At 55.1% G+C, this 15,988-nt stretch carries 13 protein-coding genes and 1 pseudogene; 5 read left to right on the forward strand and 9 right to left on the reverse strand.

Translation table 11 applies throughout. The features are described 5' to 3' along the window. The first annotated feature begins 1,082 nt into the window (after positions 1-1,082). Positions 1,083-1,301, forward strand: a complete 219-nt coding sequence (locus A5774_RS12010; RefSeq protein ID WP_369815549.1) for a PLDc N-terminal domain-containing protein — start codon at positions 1,083-1,085, stop codon at positions 1,299-1,301. Between the two features lie 86 nt (positions 1,302-1,387). Here the strand turns inward: A5774_RS12010 and A5774_RS08310 are convergent. Next, positions 1,388-2,290: pseudogene (locus A5774_RS08310) on the reverse strand (IS3 family transposase); the annotation flags it as partial. 852 nt (positions 2,291-3,142) lie between these two features. Here A5774_RS08310 and A5774_RS08315 point away from each other — a divergent pair. Continuing rightward, positions 3,143-4,369, forward strand: a complete 1,227-nt coding sequence (locus A5774_RS08315) for an ATP-binding protein (protein ID WP_231892396.1) — start codon at positions 3,143-3,145, stop codon at positions 4,367-4,369. 35 nt (positions 4,370-4,404) lie between these two features. Here the strand turns inward: A5774_RS08315 and A5774_RS08320 are convergent, their stop codons facing one another. From A5774_RS08320 to A5774_RS08330, 3 genes are all read right to left on the reverse strand, one after another. Further along, positions 4,405-5,547 carry a glycosyltransferase family 4 protein gene (locus A5774_RS08320; RefSeq protein ID WP_064834319.1) on the reverse strand — a complete coding sequence of 381 codons (1,143 nt, stop codon included), beginning with the start codon at positions 5,545-5,547 and terminating at the stop codon, positions 4,405-4,407. A gap of 9 nt (positions 5,548-5,556) precedes the next feature. Beyond that, positions 5,557-5,793 carry a hypothetical protein gene (locus A5774_RS08325; protein ID WP_021352486.1) on the reverse strand — a complete coding sequence of 79 codons (237 nt, stop codon included), beginning with the start codon at positions 5,791-5,793 and terminating at the stop codon, positions 5,557-5,559. A 254-nt stretch (positions 5,794-6,047) separates the two neighbouring features. Beyond that, positions 6,048-7,013 (reverse strand): hypothetical protein, encoded by a 966-nt coding sequence (locus A5774_RS08330; protein ID WP_064834321.1) that lies wholly within the window; start codon positions 7,011-7,013, stop codon positions 6,048-6,050. A 332-nt stretch (positions 7,014-7,345) separates the two neighbouring features. Here A5774_RS08330 and A5774_RS08340 point away from each other — a divergent pair, with 332 nt between their 5' ends. After that, the gene (locus A5774_RS08340) at positions 7,346-8,329 is read left to right on the forward strand and encodes a methylenetetrahydrofolate reductase (RefSeq protein WP_064834325.1); all 984 of its coding nucleotides are present in this window, start codon (positions 7,346-7,348) and stop codon (positions 8,327-8,329) included. A 127-nt stretch (positions 8,330-8,456) separates the two neighbouring features. Continuing rightward, positions 8,457-10,754: a 5-methyltetrahydropteroyltriglutamate--homocysteine S-methyltransferase gene (metE, locus tag A5774_RS08345; RefSeq protein ID WP_064834327.1), complete on the forward strand. Its 2,298-nt coding sequence runs from the start codon at positions 8,457-8,459 to the stop codon at positions 10,752-10,754. A gap of 73 nt (positions 10,755-10,827) precedes the next feature. Here metE and A5774_RS08350 read toward each other — a convergent pair whose 3' ends face one another. After that, entirely contained in the window at positions 10,828-11,922 is a 1,095-nt protein-coding gene (locus A5774_RS08350; RefSeq protein WP_197490277.1) for a YihY/virulence factor BrkB family protein, read from the reverse strand. 172 nt (positions 11,923-12,094) lie between these two features. Between A5774_RS08350 and A5774_RS08355 the strand changes: the two genes are divergently transcribed. After that, positions 12,095-12,625: a peptidylprolyl isomerase gene (locus A5774_RS08355; protein ID WP_023018627.1), complete on the forward strand. Its 531-nt coding sequence runs from the start codon at positions 12,095-12,097 to the stop codon at positions 12,623-12,625. A 690-nt stretch (positions 12,626-13,315) separates the two neighbouring features. On the opposite strand, the gene A5774_RS08360 is transcribed toward A5774_RS08355, so the two are convergent. The 4 genes from A5774_RS08360 to crgA all read right to left on the reverse strand — a co-directional run bounded on the left by A5774_RS08360 (position 13,316) and on the right by crgA (position 15,938). Beyond that, entirely contained in the window at positions 13,316-14,503 is a 1,188-nt protein-coding gene (locus A5774_RS08360) for a hypothetical protein (protein WP_064834331.1), read from the reverse strand. Continuing rightward, a complete protein-coding gene (locus A5774_RS08365) occupies positions 14,503-15,027 on the reverse strand; it encodes an RNA polymerase sigma factor (RefSeq protein WP_064834333.1) in 525 nt (174 codons plus the stop codon). Before A5774_RS08365 ends, A5774_RS08360 begins: the two co-directional genes overlap by 1 nt. Before the next feature lie 69 nt (positions 15,028-15,096). After that, positions 15,097-15,480, reverse strand: a complete 384-nt coding sequence (locus A5774_RS08370; protein WP_027018169.1) for a hypothetical protein — start codon at positions 15,478-15,480, stop codon at positions 15,097-15,099. Positions 15,481-15,665: 185 nt separating this feature from the next. Then, the gene (crgA, locus tag A5774_RS08375) at positions 15,666-15,938 is read right to left on the reverse strand and encodes a cell division protein CrgA (RefSeq protein WP_064834335.1); all 273 of its coding nucleotides are present in this window, start codon (positions 15,936-15,938) and stop codon (positions 15,666-15,668) included. Positions 15,939-15,988: the final 50 nt, after the last annotated feature.

Raw genomic sequence — 15,988 nt, forward strand, 5'->3', positions numbered from 1 at the left:
GGCATCCTGGTCAAATTTTTTGGGCATGGTCCAAATTTTCCCATCTACTCAGACGGAACAAAACCTGGGACACTTCAAAATAAGGTAAATGCCTAGGAACAAAACCTAGTACACTTGAAACCTTATATTAAAGTAAAACATGGGAATAGCGATTTGCTCATTTGCTTCCCGCTACTTCTCTTTAGCTCAACTATCTCCTCCCTAAAGGACACGCTATGGCAATCTGGCAATCTGGAAAAATAAAATTGGAAAAGTAGTAGCTTTTTCTGTCTTCGCTTCAGTCATCTCAGTCGCGCCAATTGCGGCAGCCGAAAATTACACACCACCAGAGCTCAAGCACAACTTATCCACCCAAGCCAATGAGTCCCTTCTTCCGTCAGAACAAGACATTCAAGACATACGCGATGAAATGACTTCGCGTGGAATCAGTAACGAGGACCAAGAAGCGATAGTCGAAAAAATTCGCCAAGGAGAACTGCCTGATGCAGACAATCCTGATGTGGAACCTATTTAGGTATCTAAATCCTCAAAAGATAACGAAGTCCAAGTGCTAAAATTCCCTGACGGATCTATCGCCTATACTTCCATCGGGGATGGAGAGTCCGTTGCGGGAGATGGTCACGCCGGGATTCAAGCGCGTTCAATCGTTGGTAGTGAAGGCTGCCACAGGTACTGGTACAACAATGGCTGGGAACGCTGGGACCACTGTCTTATTCAATATAGTGGCATCGCATTTAAATACTCTTTCCGAGCCGATGTATCACTCCCACACGACCCGAATGGACGAGGAATTATTCGCCGAGTATGGGAACCTACAGTATGGAAAGCGTTTGGGCACACTGTCCAGAGCACTAATGTGTCCATTATCCAAGGTTGGGAAGATAAAAAGACAGGAACTCCGGCAAAGGCTCAGATGCGTGCCACCCTTCAGGTAGGTAAAGTGTTTTCCACGAAAACAATTGCTTTGACGCTTAAAATCACAGGTCGGAAAGTGTCTATTAACCCAACCATGTAGACCATTACTATCTACAGAAAAGCGGGGCCTGATGATTACGCTCTATGATTTTGCAACAACCACAGTCATGCTAGCTATCTTCCTTCTTTGGGTGATAAGCATTATCGTACTGTTCAAAAAGAAAATGAGCGCTCTTTCTGCACTTATATGGCTTGGTGTCATAATCATTCTTCCGATCCTCGGACCTATCGCTTTTCTTCTGTACTCCACTCAGCAGAAAAAGCACGAAGGGGAATCCCCGACTAGATATGAAAGCGACACCCTGGAGGAAAAAAATTTCTTTTAGGTGGTCGTTAAATCGTACATAGGTGTGGCGATATGGGTGCATAAGTGAAAAGTGAACTGGCCCCCGAAAGTTGGACTGGTTTAATTCTAGGCGGTTAGGGCTTCAAGGGTTTGATTTCGATATTGCATCGGGGTCAGGCCCTTGAGTCGTTGTTGGATGCGTTCGGTGTTGTACCACTGGATGTACTCGTCGATCGCCTGGTTGAACTCTGCGACGGTGTCGAAGACTTCTCCGTGGTACATCTCGGTTTTCAGGTGCCCGAAGAAGTTTTCCATCACCGCGTTGTCGTAACAGTTTCCCTTCCTTGACATCGACTGTGTGCCACCAATACCTGTAATGAGTGTGCGCCAACTCGAATGCTGGTACTGGAACCCCTGATCGGTGTGCACAAGCAATCGGTGATCTGGTGATTCTTGCGCGATGGCATCACGCAAAGACTGCGAGGTAAACGCCGTATTCGGTGAGGTTGAAACGCTGTAGGACACGATTGAACGATCACATAAGTCCATAATTGGCGATAGGTAGACTTTGGTGCCAGCAACGCGAAACTCCGTGACATCGCTTACCCACACCGTATTTGGCCGATCAGGGGTGAAACATCGATTCACTACATTGGCTGCGATGTCACTGACTGTGCCTTTGTACGAGTTGTACTTCTTTTTCGCCCTGACCTTGGACTTAAGCCCCAGTTGGTCCATGAGCTTGTAGACCAGCTTATGGTTGACGACCCATCCTTGTCTGCGTAGCTGGGCATGCACTCGCCGGTAACCATAACGACGGTTCATCCGCTCGAAGATCTCACAGATAGCCTGTTTGAGCTGGGCATGCTTATCAACCATGGTGAGGCGTTGTTGGTGATAGAAAAATGTTGACCGGGCAAGACATGCCGCAACCAGCAGGTCTTCTAGGCGGTGGTCTGACTTGAGGGTGACGATAGCCTCGACCTTTAGTCTCGTCGCTGGTTGTTCAAGTCCTGCAATTTTTTTAAGTACGCATTTTCTGCCTGTAGTTTCTCTACCTCGCGGCGTAGCCGATCTTCTGCGGTCAGCGGTGTCGAGCTGGTGCTGCCTTTCGGTCGTCCCTTCGGTTTGAGAGTGTCTGTTAGTTTGTGTGCGGGGTTTAGTTTATAAGTAATCCGAGAATCGGTCGGGGTAAGCCACCGCTGGGGATGCGGAAACTAACGCAAAATGCCCTTACTTAGGTTAGATGGCGGTCATACTCACCCCATATAAGGGGAATAAGTAAAAAGTCGAAAAATTGTGTTGCAGCTTACAATCTACTGTTTTACGATGAGGTTGCTTCCTTAAAAAGGGGCTCGCATCTTACGAATGCATTTTTGGAGGAGATGTGCAAGCTGAAATACGCGGAAAGTTTTTACTCTCCATTTTTCTGGCATTTGTTGGCGGTTTGGGTTTGGTTCCGCAGGCTGCTGCGACTAAGAAAGTCTGAGGCTAAGGGGTAAGTATGCACACAGTTATTATCATTTTTCTCTTTACCTATTCGGTAACTGTATCTTTGATGCTTTTGCGGAAAGATAAGGGGAATAAAAAATAGTATCAATTTTTGTGCTTGAAGTTTGAAGTGCCCTGGGTTTTGTTCCTAGGCATGTGCCTTAATTTCCATTATTTCTCGAGCCGGTTGTCGGCTGCAAAACTCTGCTTCAACCTCTGTTGGCGTGCGGTAGTCAAGGTTCTGATGAAGCATGGCGTCGTTCCACCAATCCACCGGTATCGCGATAAACAATGTTTCACGTGAAACATGGACTCAATCACGCGCGAATTCAGACACGAGTTCCTCAAAGTGTCGGTTAGAATCGCCTCAAACTGTCGGATGGTGAAATAGTGGTGTTGTCTCAGGACTATATTCCGCGGATAGCGGATGTTTTTGTGGAGCAGTCGTTGCGGCGCACTGGAGCCTTGTTGATTGAGGGACCGAAGGGTTGTGGCAAGACTGCGACCGCCCGTCACCATGCCGAGAGCGAAATCAAAGTAGACATCGATCCTGATGTGGAGATTTCAATGGGGGTAGATCCGGCTCTTGTATTACAAGGGCCGACGCCGAGAGTTTTGGACGAATGGCAGGCACAACCAAAATTATGGGATGTAGTACGCCACGAAATTGATGGGCGTGGGCAGCCCGGACAATTTATTTTGACAGGATCGACCGCCCCAGCCGAAGCGGTGCAAGGCCATTCTGGAGCCGGAAGATTCTCTCGCTTAACAATGCACACCATGACACTGGCAGAATCGGGAGAATCCACTGGACAAGCTTCACTGCTCAACATGGTGAAGGGCGAGGCACCGCGCGTCGGCAAGACGGAACTAACTATCCATGATCTTGCGGAAAGGATTTGCCGAGGCGGGTGGCCAGGCTTTTTGCGTCTCAGTGTTGCGGATGCACAAGCAAACCTGCGTGATTATGTACGGACCATCGTGGAGCTCGACATTTCCACACCGGACAAGGTGAAGCGTAACCCAGCTCGGGTTCTGCGGGTAATGCGATCTCTGGCTCGTGGGATTGGAACTGAAATGTCGACGACTGCAATCGCCACAGATGCTGAATTGCACAGAGAAACTGCGATTGACTACTTGGATTCTCTCGAGCGTATTTTCATCAGACAAGACCAACCGGCGTGGTCACAATCCCTGCGCTCACGTACCCCACTACGCAAAGCAGCCAAACGGCACTTTGCAGACCCAGCGTTAGCAGTTGCTGCGCTACAAAAACAGCCGGACGATCTTTTACACGACTTCGAATTTTTCAGTCAGCTTTTTGAATCGCTGGTGGTTCATGAATTATGCGCGCTGACGAACGAGCCGGTCTATCACGCTCGCCTCGGGGATGGCACCGAAGTTGATGCGATTACGACGCTCGCTGGGCGAACAGTGCTTGTGGAGATCAAACTCGGGCACCATCCCAATGTGGTCAACGGTGCGGCGGCGAGTCTGCAGAAATTCGCCGCGGTGATGCCTGAGCCCGCTGAATTTCTGGTCGTGACCGGCGGTGGAATGTCATACCGTCGGCCTGATGGCGTCAACGTCATCGCCATTGGTGCACTCGGGCGCTAGGCAGTTAAACGGACGGCTTAAAGCTCCCGCAGTGCCTAAATCTCGCGCAGTTCCTGTTTCAGCCGCGCACCCAGCAAATCCCAGTTCCAATTCTTGACGACGTGCGCCCTGCCCGCAGCACCCATCTCAGAGCGCAGCTGGGCGTCGGCAAGTAAGCCTTGTAGGCCACGCACAATGCTGCTCACTCGGTGCCCGTTGACTACCACGCCGGTCTCGTCGGTGATGGTTTCCGGCGCCCCGCCGGAGCTGCCCGCGACCACCGGAATGCCGCACGCCTGTGCTTCCAAATACACGATGCCGAGCCCTTCCACGGACAGTCCTCCCGCGCGAGTGCGGGCAGGCATGGCGAACACATCCGCGGCAGCCAACGCATCGTCGACACGCACCTGGTTCTGCTGATAATCCGTGTTGTTCAGCAACAGAGCATCGGGAGCGTATTTCTTTCGCAGCCTTTCCAGGCGCCGATACGAACGCCCGCGGCCCACCAAAATCAGCTGCACATCCGGGAATTGACAACGCAACACCGGAAACGCCCGCAATAGCTTGTCCTGGCCCTTGCGTGGGACGAAACGCGAAATGCACACGATCGTCGGCGCGGACGCGGCAATGCCAAAGGCTTGCTTCGCCTCCACTTGCCGTTGTGGGCTCGCCACCCCGAAATTATCCGCGTTGACCCCGGAAGGCAGATGCACCCACCGCGGGCGGTTACCGAAGGGTTTTTCCAGCCGACGGCGCGTGTAGGACGAGATATACGTCAGCACGTCAGAGTTGTTGCCGATCACGCGCAGCGCCTGGCGTGCCCCCGGGATCATGGACCAGCCGACCTCATGGCCGTGCGTGGTGGAAATGACCTTCTTGGCGCCAGCCTGCTTCGCGGTCTTTGCCAACAAGGCCAGGGGAGCGGCCGCACCAAACCACACGGTGTCGATGTCGTGGGTGCGGATGATTTCGCGGAGTTTCTTTGCCGAACGCGGCGTCGGCAGTAACAGGCGGTGTGGCCAGCGAATCACGGGATAATCCAGCTGCGCATCGTAGCTCTCGCAGGCAGCTTTATCCCGTGTGGGCGCAAAAACGATGATCTCGTTGGGGTCCAGCAGGGAAACAAAATCCCGTAGATATGATTCAATCCCCCCGATTACCGGAGGGAAATCATTGGTGACCAGCAGTGTTTTCGGCATAGTCGGTGGTTATAGCGCGTCGCTCAAGTGATAGTTTTTCACTTCGCTGCCATAAATGGTGCGCTCGTTGCCGTTAATATCGACGCTCTGAAACACGGAATCGTTTTCGATGGCCTCGCGCAGCATCTCAATGCGGTTGCCTTGCTCACCTGGGGCAATTCCGGCGGGGAAATAGTAGGTTGCGCCGTTGTCGAGTTTCACTGACAGTTCTTGCACGCCCAAAGCAATTTCCTCCTCGTCTTTCACACCGCTCTGTCCTATAACCGGCCGACGATGGGCCGTGGCCAAACAAAATGTGGCCATAGAAATAGGGCCTGTGGTGTTGATAATTCCCTTGCACCACAAACCCTATCGAAGCAGATGGCTTAGCTCACGTAACGACTTTATGGCATATGTCTCTTTACGACGCCGCTTGCCGACGCCCCGTCGGTGAATCGCTGCGCTGAACTGGCCAGAATATCTTGCCGACGCCGGGCTTGGGGCACCCAGCTTGCCGACGATTATTTGTCGCCGGACTCAGAACCGGATTCAGGTCCAGACTCGGAATCCAACTTGTCTTTCAGCTGTTCGTCGATCTGCGCTGCTTTTTCGGCAGCGTCGGCATCGTCGTGAGCCACAGCGCGGGTGGCTTCGGAAGCAGCCAGGTTTTCTGCAGCACCCTGGGAGAGATTCTTGGCCAGCTGTTCGTCGATGTCTGCCAGCAGTTCCTCGTCACGCTCGGCTGGATCCTCGGCCAACTCGCCGGCTTTCTTTTCTGCCTTCTTGTTTTCCTCGGAAGCATCTGCATTTGGTGCTTCCAGGTCATCTTCGCTGGTCGAGGAGTACACCAGCGTGCTGGTGGTATTCGAACTGTAATCGCTAGCCTTTGGTGGCTGTTCTTGCGCGCCGGAGTTGCGCTTGTTCAGCACATAGGCGATAACACCAACGACCGCGGCGAGAACAGCGGCCCACAAGGCGTAGAAACCAAAGCCGCGGGATTGAGACTTGGTCTTTTTATCTAGTTTCTTGGCTGCTTTGTCCTTGACCTTCTGCGCAGCAGCATTGGCTTTTTTCTCTGCGCGGGACAGGCGCTTCCGGTTTTTCCGGCCCAGCTTTTTGTCGGCTTTTTTGCGCAATTTCTTGGCCTGCTTCTGGGCTTTTTTGGTGGCCTTGGAGAAATTCTCGCTGGCGGCCTCGCGGACATTTTCTACGGTTTCGGATACGTTGCCGTCGGCAAGTTCACGGCCGGTTCCTTGCAGGCTTTCCAGGCTTTTATCCAAGCGGGCGTGCGCAGCTTTGGTCAGTTTGCCAGCTTCTTTGCGTGCTTCCGGGAAGTGCTTTTCTGCAGTTTTATCCACGGTTTTTGCCGCGCTTTCCAGGAAGTCGAATGCTTCTTGGGACTTCTTGTCGCGGTAATCCTTGAATTTTTCCCAGCCGGTTGAGCTGAGGTTGCGCGCGATGCGCAGGTTGACGTTTGCAGAACCCATGGTTCGTTCACCTCGTTAATTACATGGTTGTCACTAGCTAGATAGTTCCAGGATAGTTGCTGTGGAAGGTGATGTGGGAGATAACAGCGAAAATAAAGTGTTTCCAGCACATCTTAATGGTAATACCATAGACAGCTTGGTTCATTTTTTCTGTTTGGCGACGAATTATATTCAGCTGGCTCCTGGCCTGTTTTTCCAGCATGAACGGCCCGCCGAATGGTAACACCTTTCCGGATTCTTCCTTGTTAGCTGCACAAGCATTAGATTGATGCCAACACTAGACAGCTTGGTTCACAATCAAGACGCAATCAGCCGGAAGGAGGTGACCAGCAATGGCCCCACGAGTATCTGCCTCTGCGCCGTTGGATGATTCCAGCGATAACCCGGATAACCCGGATAACGCAGAAAACACGGAACCGCGTACCAGATCCGAACGCACCGCACTGTCCTTTGAGGTCATTCCACCGCGCCACGACGCCGACGAGAAGAAAATCTCTCACTTGTTGGAAACGCTGCAATCCTATCGGCCGGACTATATCTCGGTTACCAGCTCGTGCCGTTCCGGCTGGTTGGACGGCACCGCGAAGTTCATCTCCCGCATCGACCGCGAAACCAACATGCGCACCTTGGCGCACCTCGCGTGTACTGCAGGCACGAAGCAAGAGATGGTCGCGTGGATCAACCGTCTCATCGATTCCGGTGTGCGTGGCTTATTAGCCCTACGCGGCGACCTGCCAGAAGGCGAGGTCAAACTACCCGCAGATCACTTGCAGTATGCCGACGAACTCGTGCGCCTAATCCGCGAAGTTGAAGGCCAACAGGCAGCCCGCTTCGCTGCCGGACGCTTGGCCGTTGCCGTGGCTAGCTACCCGAACGGCCACTACCAGGCACGCACCGACGACGAAAACTTCGACGTGCTGCTGTCCAAACAACGCAACGGCGCCGATCTGGCCATCAGCCAGCTGTTTTTCGAAGCCGAAGATTTCTTAAAGTTCCGTCGTCGTGCAGAACTGGCGGGCATTCGTATTCCGCAGATCCCGGGAATCATGCCGATTACCAGTGTGCGCCGCCTGCGCCGCATGGCGGAATTTTCCAGCCTGCCGGTACCGGAGCACCTGGTGCGTCGGCTAGAAAGCGCCCGGGATGAGCGCGCCGAGGGCATCGCGATCACCGCCGAACTCGTGCAAGCGATGGTGGACAACGATGTCGGCAGCCTGCACATCTACACCCACAACAACGCGGAGGTCACCCAAGAGCTCCTGGACGCGGTCGGGATTCGCCCGCCAACCGCGCCCAGCCCAACCGCGCCCGGCTAATTCTCTGGCTAGGCCCGCCGCACCCCTACAGAACCCATAACTTCATAACCAGAATTCATAAGCAATAAAACCGCATAAACAGAAATCACACTGTTTTTCTTGTCTCCAGGAAGGACCCGACACTCCCATGTCGCAGACACCATTCCCAACAAAAACCATCGAGGGCTACCCTCGCGTTGGCGCTAACCGCGAGCTCAAGCGTGCTCTTGAGTCTTACTGGGCCGGCCGCATCGACCGCCCAACTTTCGAATCCGCCGCGCACTCGCTGCGCGTAGATACTTATGCCCGTCTGAAGGATCTGGGTCTTGCCGACGACTACGCCATCCCAGCCGACGTCGCGTATTACGATCAGGTGCTGGAAACCGCACTGACCGTCGGTGCTCTAGGCGGCGACGCCGAAGAAGTTAGCCTGGACGAGGAATTCACCCTGGCTCGCGGTAACGCTGATACCGCCCCGTTGGAAATGACCAAGTGGTTCGACACCAACTACCACTACATCGTGCCAGAAATCAGCGCTGACCAGGCCTTCACCGCCCGCCCGCAGCGCCTGCTGAAGCTTGTCGACGAAGCCCGCGAAGCCGGACACACCATCCGCCCATACCTGGTGGGACCAGTCACCGTGCTGGCTCTATCCAAGGCCGCCGATGGCACCACCAACCCGTTGGATCGCCTGGATGACCTCGCGAAATCCTACGCAAAGGTGTTCGCGGTACTGAAGGAAGCCGGCGTGGAATGGGTACAGGTTGCAGAACCAGCCCTGGTTGCCGATCACACCGGAATCTCCGATGCTGAACTTGCTGACCGCGCTGGTGCCATCTGGACTGAGCTGCTGGGCAACGACAACCGCCCGCAGGTGTACCTGACCACCCCTTACGGTTCGCTGCAGGCTGGCCTGGACAAGTTGCTGGCCGCCGCCCCAGAGGCCTTCCAGGTGGATGTTTCTCGCCCAACCCAGGCGCTGGATTCGAACTACCTGGGCCGCATCAAAGAAGCCGTCGCCAAGTCACCACAGACCACCCTGGTGGCCGGTGTGGTTGATGGCCGCAACGTCTGGGCCGGTGAGCTCAACGCGCTGGTCGAAACCGCCGAAGAACTCGGCACCAAGCACGTCACCACCTCCGTATCGCTGCAGCACGTGCCACACACCGTCGAGGCAGAAAAGAACCTGCCTGTCGACGTCGCTGGCTGGTTCTCCTTCGCTGACGAGAAGATCTCCGAGGTCGTCGCCATCGCCGCAGCCCTGGACGGCAAGCGCGATGAGGTTGAGCAGACTTTCGCCCGCTCCGAGCGCGCCCTGCGCACCCGCAAGGAATCCGAGCGCACGCACAATGAGGCCGTCGCCCAGCGCGTCGCCAAGCTGCCAGAAGGCCAGGTTGCTCGTGAGCCGAAGTTCGCCGAGCGCACCGAGATCCAAGAGGAACTGGGTCTGCCGAAGTTGCCGACCACCACCATCGGTTCCTTCCCACAGACCAAGCAGATCCGTGGTGCCCGCGCCGATCACCGCGCCGGCAAGCTCACCGACGAACAGTACGTCGAAGAGCTGCGCGGCGAGATCGCTTCCGTGATCAAGCTGCAGGAAGACCTGGGCATCGACGTGCTGGTACACGGCGAGCCAGAGCGCAACGACATGGTGCAGTACTTCGCGGAGCTTCTCGACGGCTTCGTCGTCACCGAAAACGGCTGGGTACAGTCCTACGGTTCCCGCTGCACCCGTCCTCCAATCGTCGTTGGTGACGTCTCCCGCCCGGAGGCCATGACCACCGAGTGGGCCAAGTACGCGCAGTCGCTGTCCGACAAGCACGTCAAGGGCATGCTGACTGGCCCGGTGACCATCCTGGCGTGGTCGTTCATTCGTGACGACGTCCACCAGTCCGTCTCCGCCGACCAGATCGGTGTCGCGCTTGCCGACGAAGTCGCTGACCTGGAAGAAGCTGGCATCGACATCATCCAGATCGACGAGCCAGCCCTGCGCGAGCTGTTGCCACTGCGCGAATCCGACCGCGCTTCCTACCTGGATTGGGCCGTACGTGCCTTCCGTTTGGTCTCGCTGGAAGCGAAGCCAAAGACCCAGATCCACACCCACCTGTGCTACTCCGAATTCGGCCAGATCATCGACGCGGTTGCCGCACTGGATGCTGACGTGACCTCCATCGAGGCTGCTCGTTCCCGCATGGAGTTGCTGGAGGATCTCAACGATTCCTTCACCAGCGAGATCGGACCAGGCATCTACGATATCCACTCGCCACGCATCCCTTCGGTGGAAGAGATGGAAGAGCTGATCCGCGCGGCGCTGAAGAACGTCGACGAGAAGCGCCTGTGGATCAACCCGGACTGTGGTTTGAAGACCCGTGGTTACGAAGAGACCGAAGAGTCGCTGCGCAACATGGTTACCGCGCGCAACAACGTGGTGGAATCGCTGAACTAATAGTGAGTTGGCTAGCGTCGGCGTCGCCAAGCACAATCGGGCGGTGCTGACAGCTGGCCTGAGACGCTACCGCTTAATCTTGGGGCGCGTCCTTGAGCTGCTGGGCATCATTTTCCAGCGAGCTGAGGACGCGCTCCATTTTTTCTTGCTGTTTTGTCGAACGGTGCTCTAGGTGTGGTGCTTGTTCGGCTAACCGAGTGTTATCGGTGGGATCATTATCCAAGATGCCTTCACGGATTTGGCGGGTGCGTTCGACCTCTGCATCAATGACGACGCCGAAGACCAAGCTTGTATTCGCAATCCAGCAGCCGAAGAAAAACGTCACGATCGAGCCCAGCGCACCATAGGAATTCAGCGACGATAGGTGCACGAAATACACGTAGAGCCCACCGCCGGTGAGGAAGATCAGTACCAGGGCGACGAATGCCCCAAGTGTGAAGATCCGCCACTTGGACCGGTACGGGCGCACGTTCGGCGCATAGTAATACAGCACGGAAATAAGACCCGCGGCCATGATCACGATGACTGGCCAGCGCACCCACGCCCAAATGGGCAAGATGGCGGTGGTGAGAAATTCAATTTCTTCATAGATGCCCAGTGGCCCGGCGATGGGGTGGATCAGTGTTTCCACCACGGTGACATTGACGACGAGCGCCAAGAAGATCAGGCACACGCCCAAAATCATGGCTACGGATAACAAGGCCATGGATGACCAGACGTGTAGGAGCGGGCGGCCGTCGATATCGCCGTACACGCGGGTGGAGAACCTAGCGAAGGCGCGCACGTAGGCGGACGAAGAGATCGCGGCTAAGACCACACCGGCGAGCAGGCCGAGTAGGTTTGTCGACGTGCTGGATAAAACAGTATCGACGGTGTTGAGCACGGTTTCGGTTTGGTTGACCGGCAAAATTCCGCCCAGGAAATCCCACAGCAGGTTTTCCAGGAGATCGCGGTTATTCGCCATGATGAGCACACCGATGCCATAAAACACCAGCAACGTCGGTGCCAGTGCCAGCAGCGTGAAATAGGTGAGCCCTGCGCCCATGTCCGGGATTTGTAGCCGCAATGATTGCACCACGATGCGGCGGATCGTATACCACCAGCCGACACGGGTCAGTTGCGGCCGTGGCGGGGGAGTGACGGGTTCTGCGCGGTGGGCGCCGGCCATGGTGGTAGCGTCCTTACGATGTTGGGGGCTTAGGGGACCACCGTAGTGTACTGAAAAGCCACTGTGAGTGGTGGCAGCGGGGCGGGAACGGATAAGAGCTTTAGGGCAAAAAACCCGGTAGAGGGCTGCCAGTGCGACCAGCTGCAGCGCTCTGTCGTCTATAGTGGTGGGCATGAGTAAATCCACTGCCAAGGCAACTTTGCATACTAATCATGGCGATATCGTGATTGAGCTGTTCGGCAATCACGCACCAGTGACCGTCGAAAACTTCGTCGGCCTGGCCAAGGGAACCCAGGAATACTCCACCCAGAACGCACAGGGTGGCCAGGAAGGTCCGTTCTACGACGGGGCCATCTTCCACCGCATCATCGACGGATTCATGATTCAGGGCGGCGACCCAACTGGCACCGGTCGTGGTGGCCCGGGCTACCAGTTCCGCGATGAATTCCACCCAGAGCTTTCTTTCGACCGTCCATACCTGCTGGCCATGGCGAACGCTGGCCCAGGCACCAACGGTTCGCAGTTCTTCATCACTGTCGGCAAAACCCCACACCTGACCGGTGCACACACAATCTTTGGTGAGGTCACCGATAAGGATTCGCAGAAGGTCGTCGACAAGATCGCTAAGGTTTCCACCGACCGCATGGATCGTCCGCATGACGACGTCGTCATCGAGTCCGTGGAAATTTCCGAGGAAGCATAAGCTCTAGCTTTCGCTGCTTTTTACTGCTTGTACTTCGTTACCCGGGGCTGGCACACACCGTGTGTTGGCCCCGGGTTTTTCTATGCCTAAGCACAGAAAACAGACAACACTGACAATGTTGACAATGTTGACAATGTTGACAGCGTAGGCAGAACAGACAGAACAGTAAGCAGAAGCAACACAAGCTTCGGCCAAAACAGAGTTAGCAATCAGAGTTATCAACAATGTAATTCGGTTATCCACGAAGTTATCCACCGGTATTCATTGTGAAGAAACCCCGGGAAGTTATCCACAAGTCTTGTGGATAATGTGGAAAACCATGATTGTAATTTACAGCCTCAAGTTTCACTTGAATGTTATTTAGGCAGCTAGAGGCACAGAATTGCAGAATTCACTGCACGGCTTTGTTCACAGCCAGTGAAATAATGACCTGAAGTTTGTCCACAATGTACGTTTTTCACAAATTAGTCCACAGATTGTGGATAACTTTGTCGACAAGTTGTGGTCAGCTAGTAGAAAAATCCCCATGGTTATCCACAACAATTCACAAGTTGTGGACACCATGGGGATGGCATCGTACGCCGCGGATGGCGTCGGGGCTAGGGCGTGGTTGGGGTTAGGGCGTCGGGGTTAGTGCGTGGTCTGGTTTAGCAACGAGGTATAGGAAACGGCAGACACCGGCATCTGTAATTAGTGGGCTGGTTCGGTGGGTTGTGCACAGCCGATAGAAAATTCCTCGTTACGGTCCGGGTTCTCCGGGTATTCCAGGAGCATGCGGGAATAAATCCGGGCGTTGTAGCCACATTCCTCGCGGTTATCCAAAGTTAGACGCACCGGGAAGGTTGCAAATTCACCATCGGCGCACAGCGGATCACAATTGTTTATCCACGCGGTGCCGGTGGCAGTAGCGGTGTCAGCGCCCCAGTTTTCCCATTCGAGATCTTCCACGTAATAGTTATTGTCCGCGCAGGCGGTCGAAATCATCTCGGGGCCTTCCAACCCAGTGACGTGTACACAATCCACGATTGCGGTGGCAGAAACCTCCGTGGTGATCCCCGGCCCTACTAAACCATGTACGCGCACTAACTGTCCGGTTGCCGGAATCACCGAAAAACTGAGCTGATCCACGTCGCGGATCACGGTTACTACTTCGTCGTCACCGCCGGTCGTGGATTGCTCCACACCAGCCAAGTCATTGCCGTCTAGTGAGGCCATCAGCTCATATAACACTTTTTGCTGTGCACTGGATAAAGCCGGGTGTAACAGCAACTTCAAAACGCCACGTGCAGTGGAATCATCCAAAGAATCTGCAAGTGCGCGCAGGCTTTCAGTATCCGCGCCGGTGGCTTGTAGCTGCACTGGATCCACGGATAGGTTGCGGTCTGCATTCTGTAATTCGGCCGGCGCATTGTTGCTTTGCGCCGTGGAGGTTCGCACCTGCCCATCGGCGGAAACTTCGTACGCGGTAGAAACGAACTCTTCGCCTAAGCGATCGGTGCGCTCCAGGTATTCCTGGGCGGTGACCGCAATGTCAGTGGCATCGGCAGCGTGTAGGGAAGATTCACCGGCAGTGGCCAGGATTTCTTCGGCTGTGGCGGTAGCTTCCTGCCCGTTGAACAGGTTTGGCAACAAGCCGGTACCCAGCGCGATAGCGCTGACGGCAGCGGCAGCGGCAGCACCCAGCAACCAGCGGCCGCTGTTGCTACGGCCAGCTCCAAAGCCAGAGCCAGCGCGCGACCCAAGACCAGCGCGGGCGTCTCCCAGAATCGCCTGCAGGTGTTTTTCGCTGCGGCGTCGTTCCAACTCGTTCAGCTCGGGGTTACGGACCGGGTTGGCGTCGGCAAGTTGCCGGGTGAGCTCGTCATCAAAATGTGTCATTATGACCGACCTAAGTTTTCTGGTTCCAACACTTCTTTGAGTCTGGTGCGTGCACGGTGCAGTTTCACGCGCGCGTTATTTTCGGTGATACCTAAACTGGCAGCGATATCCGGAATGCTCAACTGCTCCCACGCATGCAGGGCGATGATGTCGCGATCCGCAAAAGACAGTGCGTTTAATGCGCGGTTGATATCGAGCGACAAATCAGCGACCTGGCTGAAGTCGTCGGCAGCAATCTGGTCAAGCTCCGCCTCTTCTTCTACGCGGTCCTGGCGGGCGGACTTGCCGCGGTAATATTCCTTGACCACATTGCCGGCGATGCCATACAGCCACGGCAAGGGGCGCTGCGGGTCTTGCAGTGATGAAAAATTCGCCCACGCGCGTCCGAAAACATCCGCGCAGTATTCCTCCGCGACCGCAGCCGCAACGCGTCGGCGAAGGTAGGCCAAAATCTGCGGGTAGTGTTCCCGGTAGATAGTGGTGAAGGTCGCCTGATCTTGCGACGACCTGGAATCGCTGGTCACAAATAATTCCTACTGCGCGGGTGGGGATGCGGGGATTATGCGGGCTGCGGATATTGGGAAGGCTATTGCCTAATTGATAGCGACGGTATCTGTTACGCCCGACGAACAAGTGATGGTAGCGGTGGCGTCTTCGTCAGTGAAATCTGCCGGGACGGTGACGTAACCGATGAGCTTGCCGACGTCCGCACCCGGAGACATAGTGGTCGACTCGCCGAAGCTGGTGTCCAGATCTGCCCGGACGTCTTGGCCTGGGCAGGTAGCTGCGATGAGAAGCTCTTCGCCTGGCTGCACAATGCCGTCGACGGTGACATCCAAGTTTTCGTTCTGGCCGGTGACCTCAAAAGCATTTTCGCTGAATGGCTCCTGAGCGGAGGTTGCCAGTGCGATGCCGCCACCGGCAATAGCTACGGTTCCGATGATTCCGGCAGTGATAGCAGTGCCACGAGTTTTCATGTTGTTTCTCCTTAACTCACGGGCTTGAAGTGCTTACGTCTTGTATGTGTTCCTAAACCCGGAGTTATTACATGTGGCGAGAAAAAGTTTTGCTAGCCCTGTTTTTACTGGTGGCAGGGCTAGCAGGGCTAGTAGCGCAAAGTGGTTTGGGTAGTCAGGCTGGTTGGGTTGGTTGGCTTGGAAGACTAGCGCCACCCCATGGTCATCAACAGACCAAGGATGAACAGGCCAAAGCCAATGCCGTAGTTCCAGGCCTGCAAGTCCCGCATGAACGGAATCGACGGGCCAGCCAGGTAGTTGATCACGAGGTACAGCAACCCAGCCAGGATGAAGAAAAACATCAAGCCCTTGTACCACTTCGGGGTGCCGCCGGTATTGATCTTGACCGGGGTGCGGCTGGCGCTGGAGGACTGGCCGGAGAACTGGTTGCTAGATTGTGAGACCTTTGCCTTAGGCATGATGCACCTTCATCAAAATCGTCGTTGGGTTAGGGATAGTTTAATGCTGT

The sequence above is a fragment of the Corynebacterium sp. EPI-003-04-2554_SCH2473622 genome (assembly GCF_001665955.1).
Classification (GTDB): Bacteria; Actinomycetota; Actinomycetes; order Mycobacteriales; family Mycobacteriaceae; genus Corynebacterium; species Corynebacterium pseudodiphtheriticum.

Coding starts and splice junctions, on each gene's coding strand:
- A5774_RS12010 (WP_369815549.1), top strand. CDS start 1,083: ATGCTAGCTATCTTCCTTCTTTGGGTGATAAGCATTATCGTACTGTTC.
- A5774_RS08320 (WP_064834319.1), bottom strand. CDS start 5,547: ATGCCGAAAACACTGCTGGTCACCAATGATTTCCCTCCGGTAATCGGG.
- A5774_RS08330 (WP_064834321.1), bottom strand. CDS start 7,013: ATGGGTTCTGCAAACGTCAACCTGCGCATCGCGCGCAACCTCAGCTCA.
- A5774_RS08340 (WP_064834325.1), top strand. CDS start 7,346: ATGGCCCCACGAGTATCTGCCTCTGCGCCGTTGGATGATTCCAGCGAT.
- metE (WP_064834327.1), top strand. CDS start 8,457: ATGTCGCAGACACCATTCCCAACAAAAACCATCGAGGGCTACCCTCGC.
- A5774_RS08350 (WP_197490277.1), bottom strand. CDS start 11,922: ATGGCCGGCGCCCACCGCGCAGAACCCGTCACTCCCCCGCCACGGCCG.
- A5774_RS08355 (WP_023018627.1), top strand. CDS start 12,095: ATGAGTAAATCCACTGCCAAGGCAACTTTGCATACTAATCATGGCGAT.
- A5774_RS08360 (WP_064834331.1), bottom strand. CDS start 14,503: ATGACACATTTTGATGACGAGCTCACCCGGCAACTTGCCGACGCCAAC.
- A5774_RS08370 (WP_027018169.1), bottom strand. CDS start 15,480: ATGAAAACTCGTGGCACTGCTATCACTGCCGGAATCATCGGAACCGTA.
- crgA (WP_064834335.1), bottom strand. CDS start 15,938: ATGCCTAAGGCAAAGGTCTCACAATCTAGCAACCAGTTCTCCGGCCAG.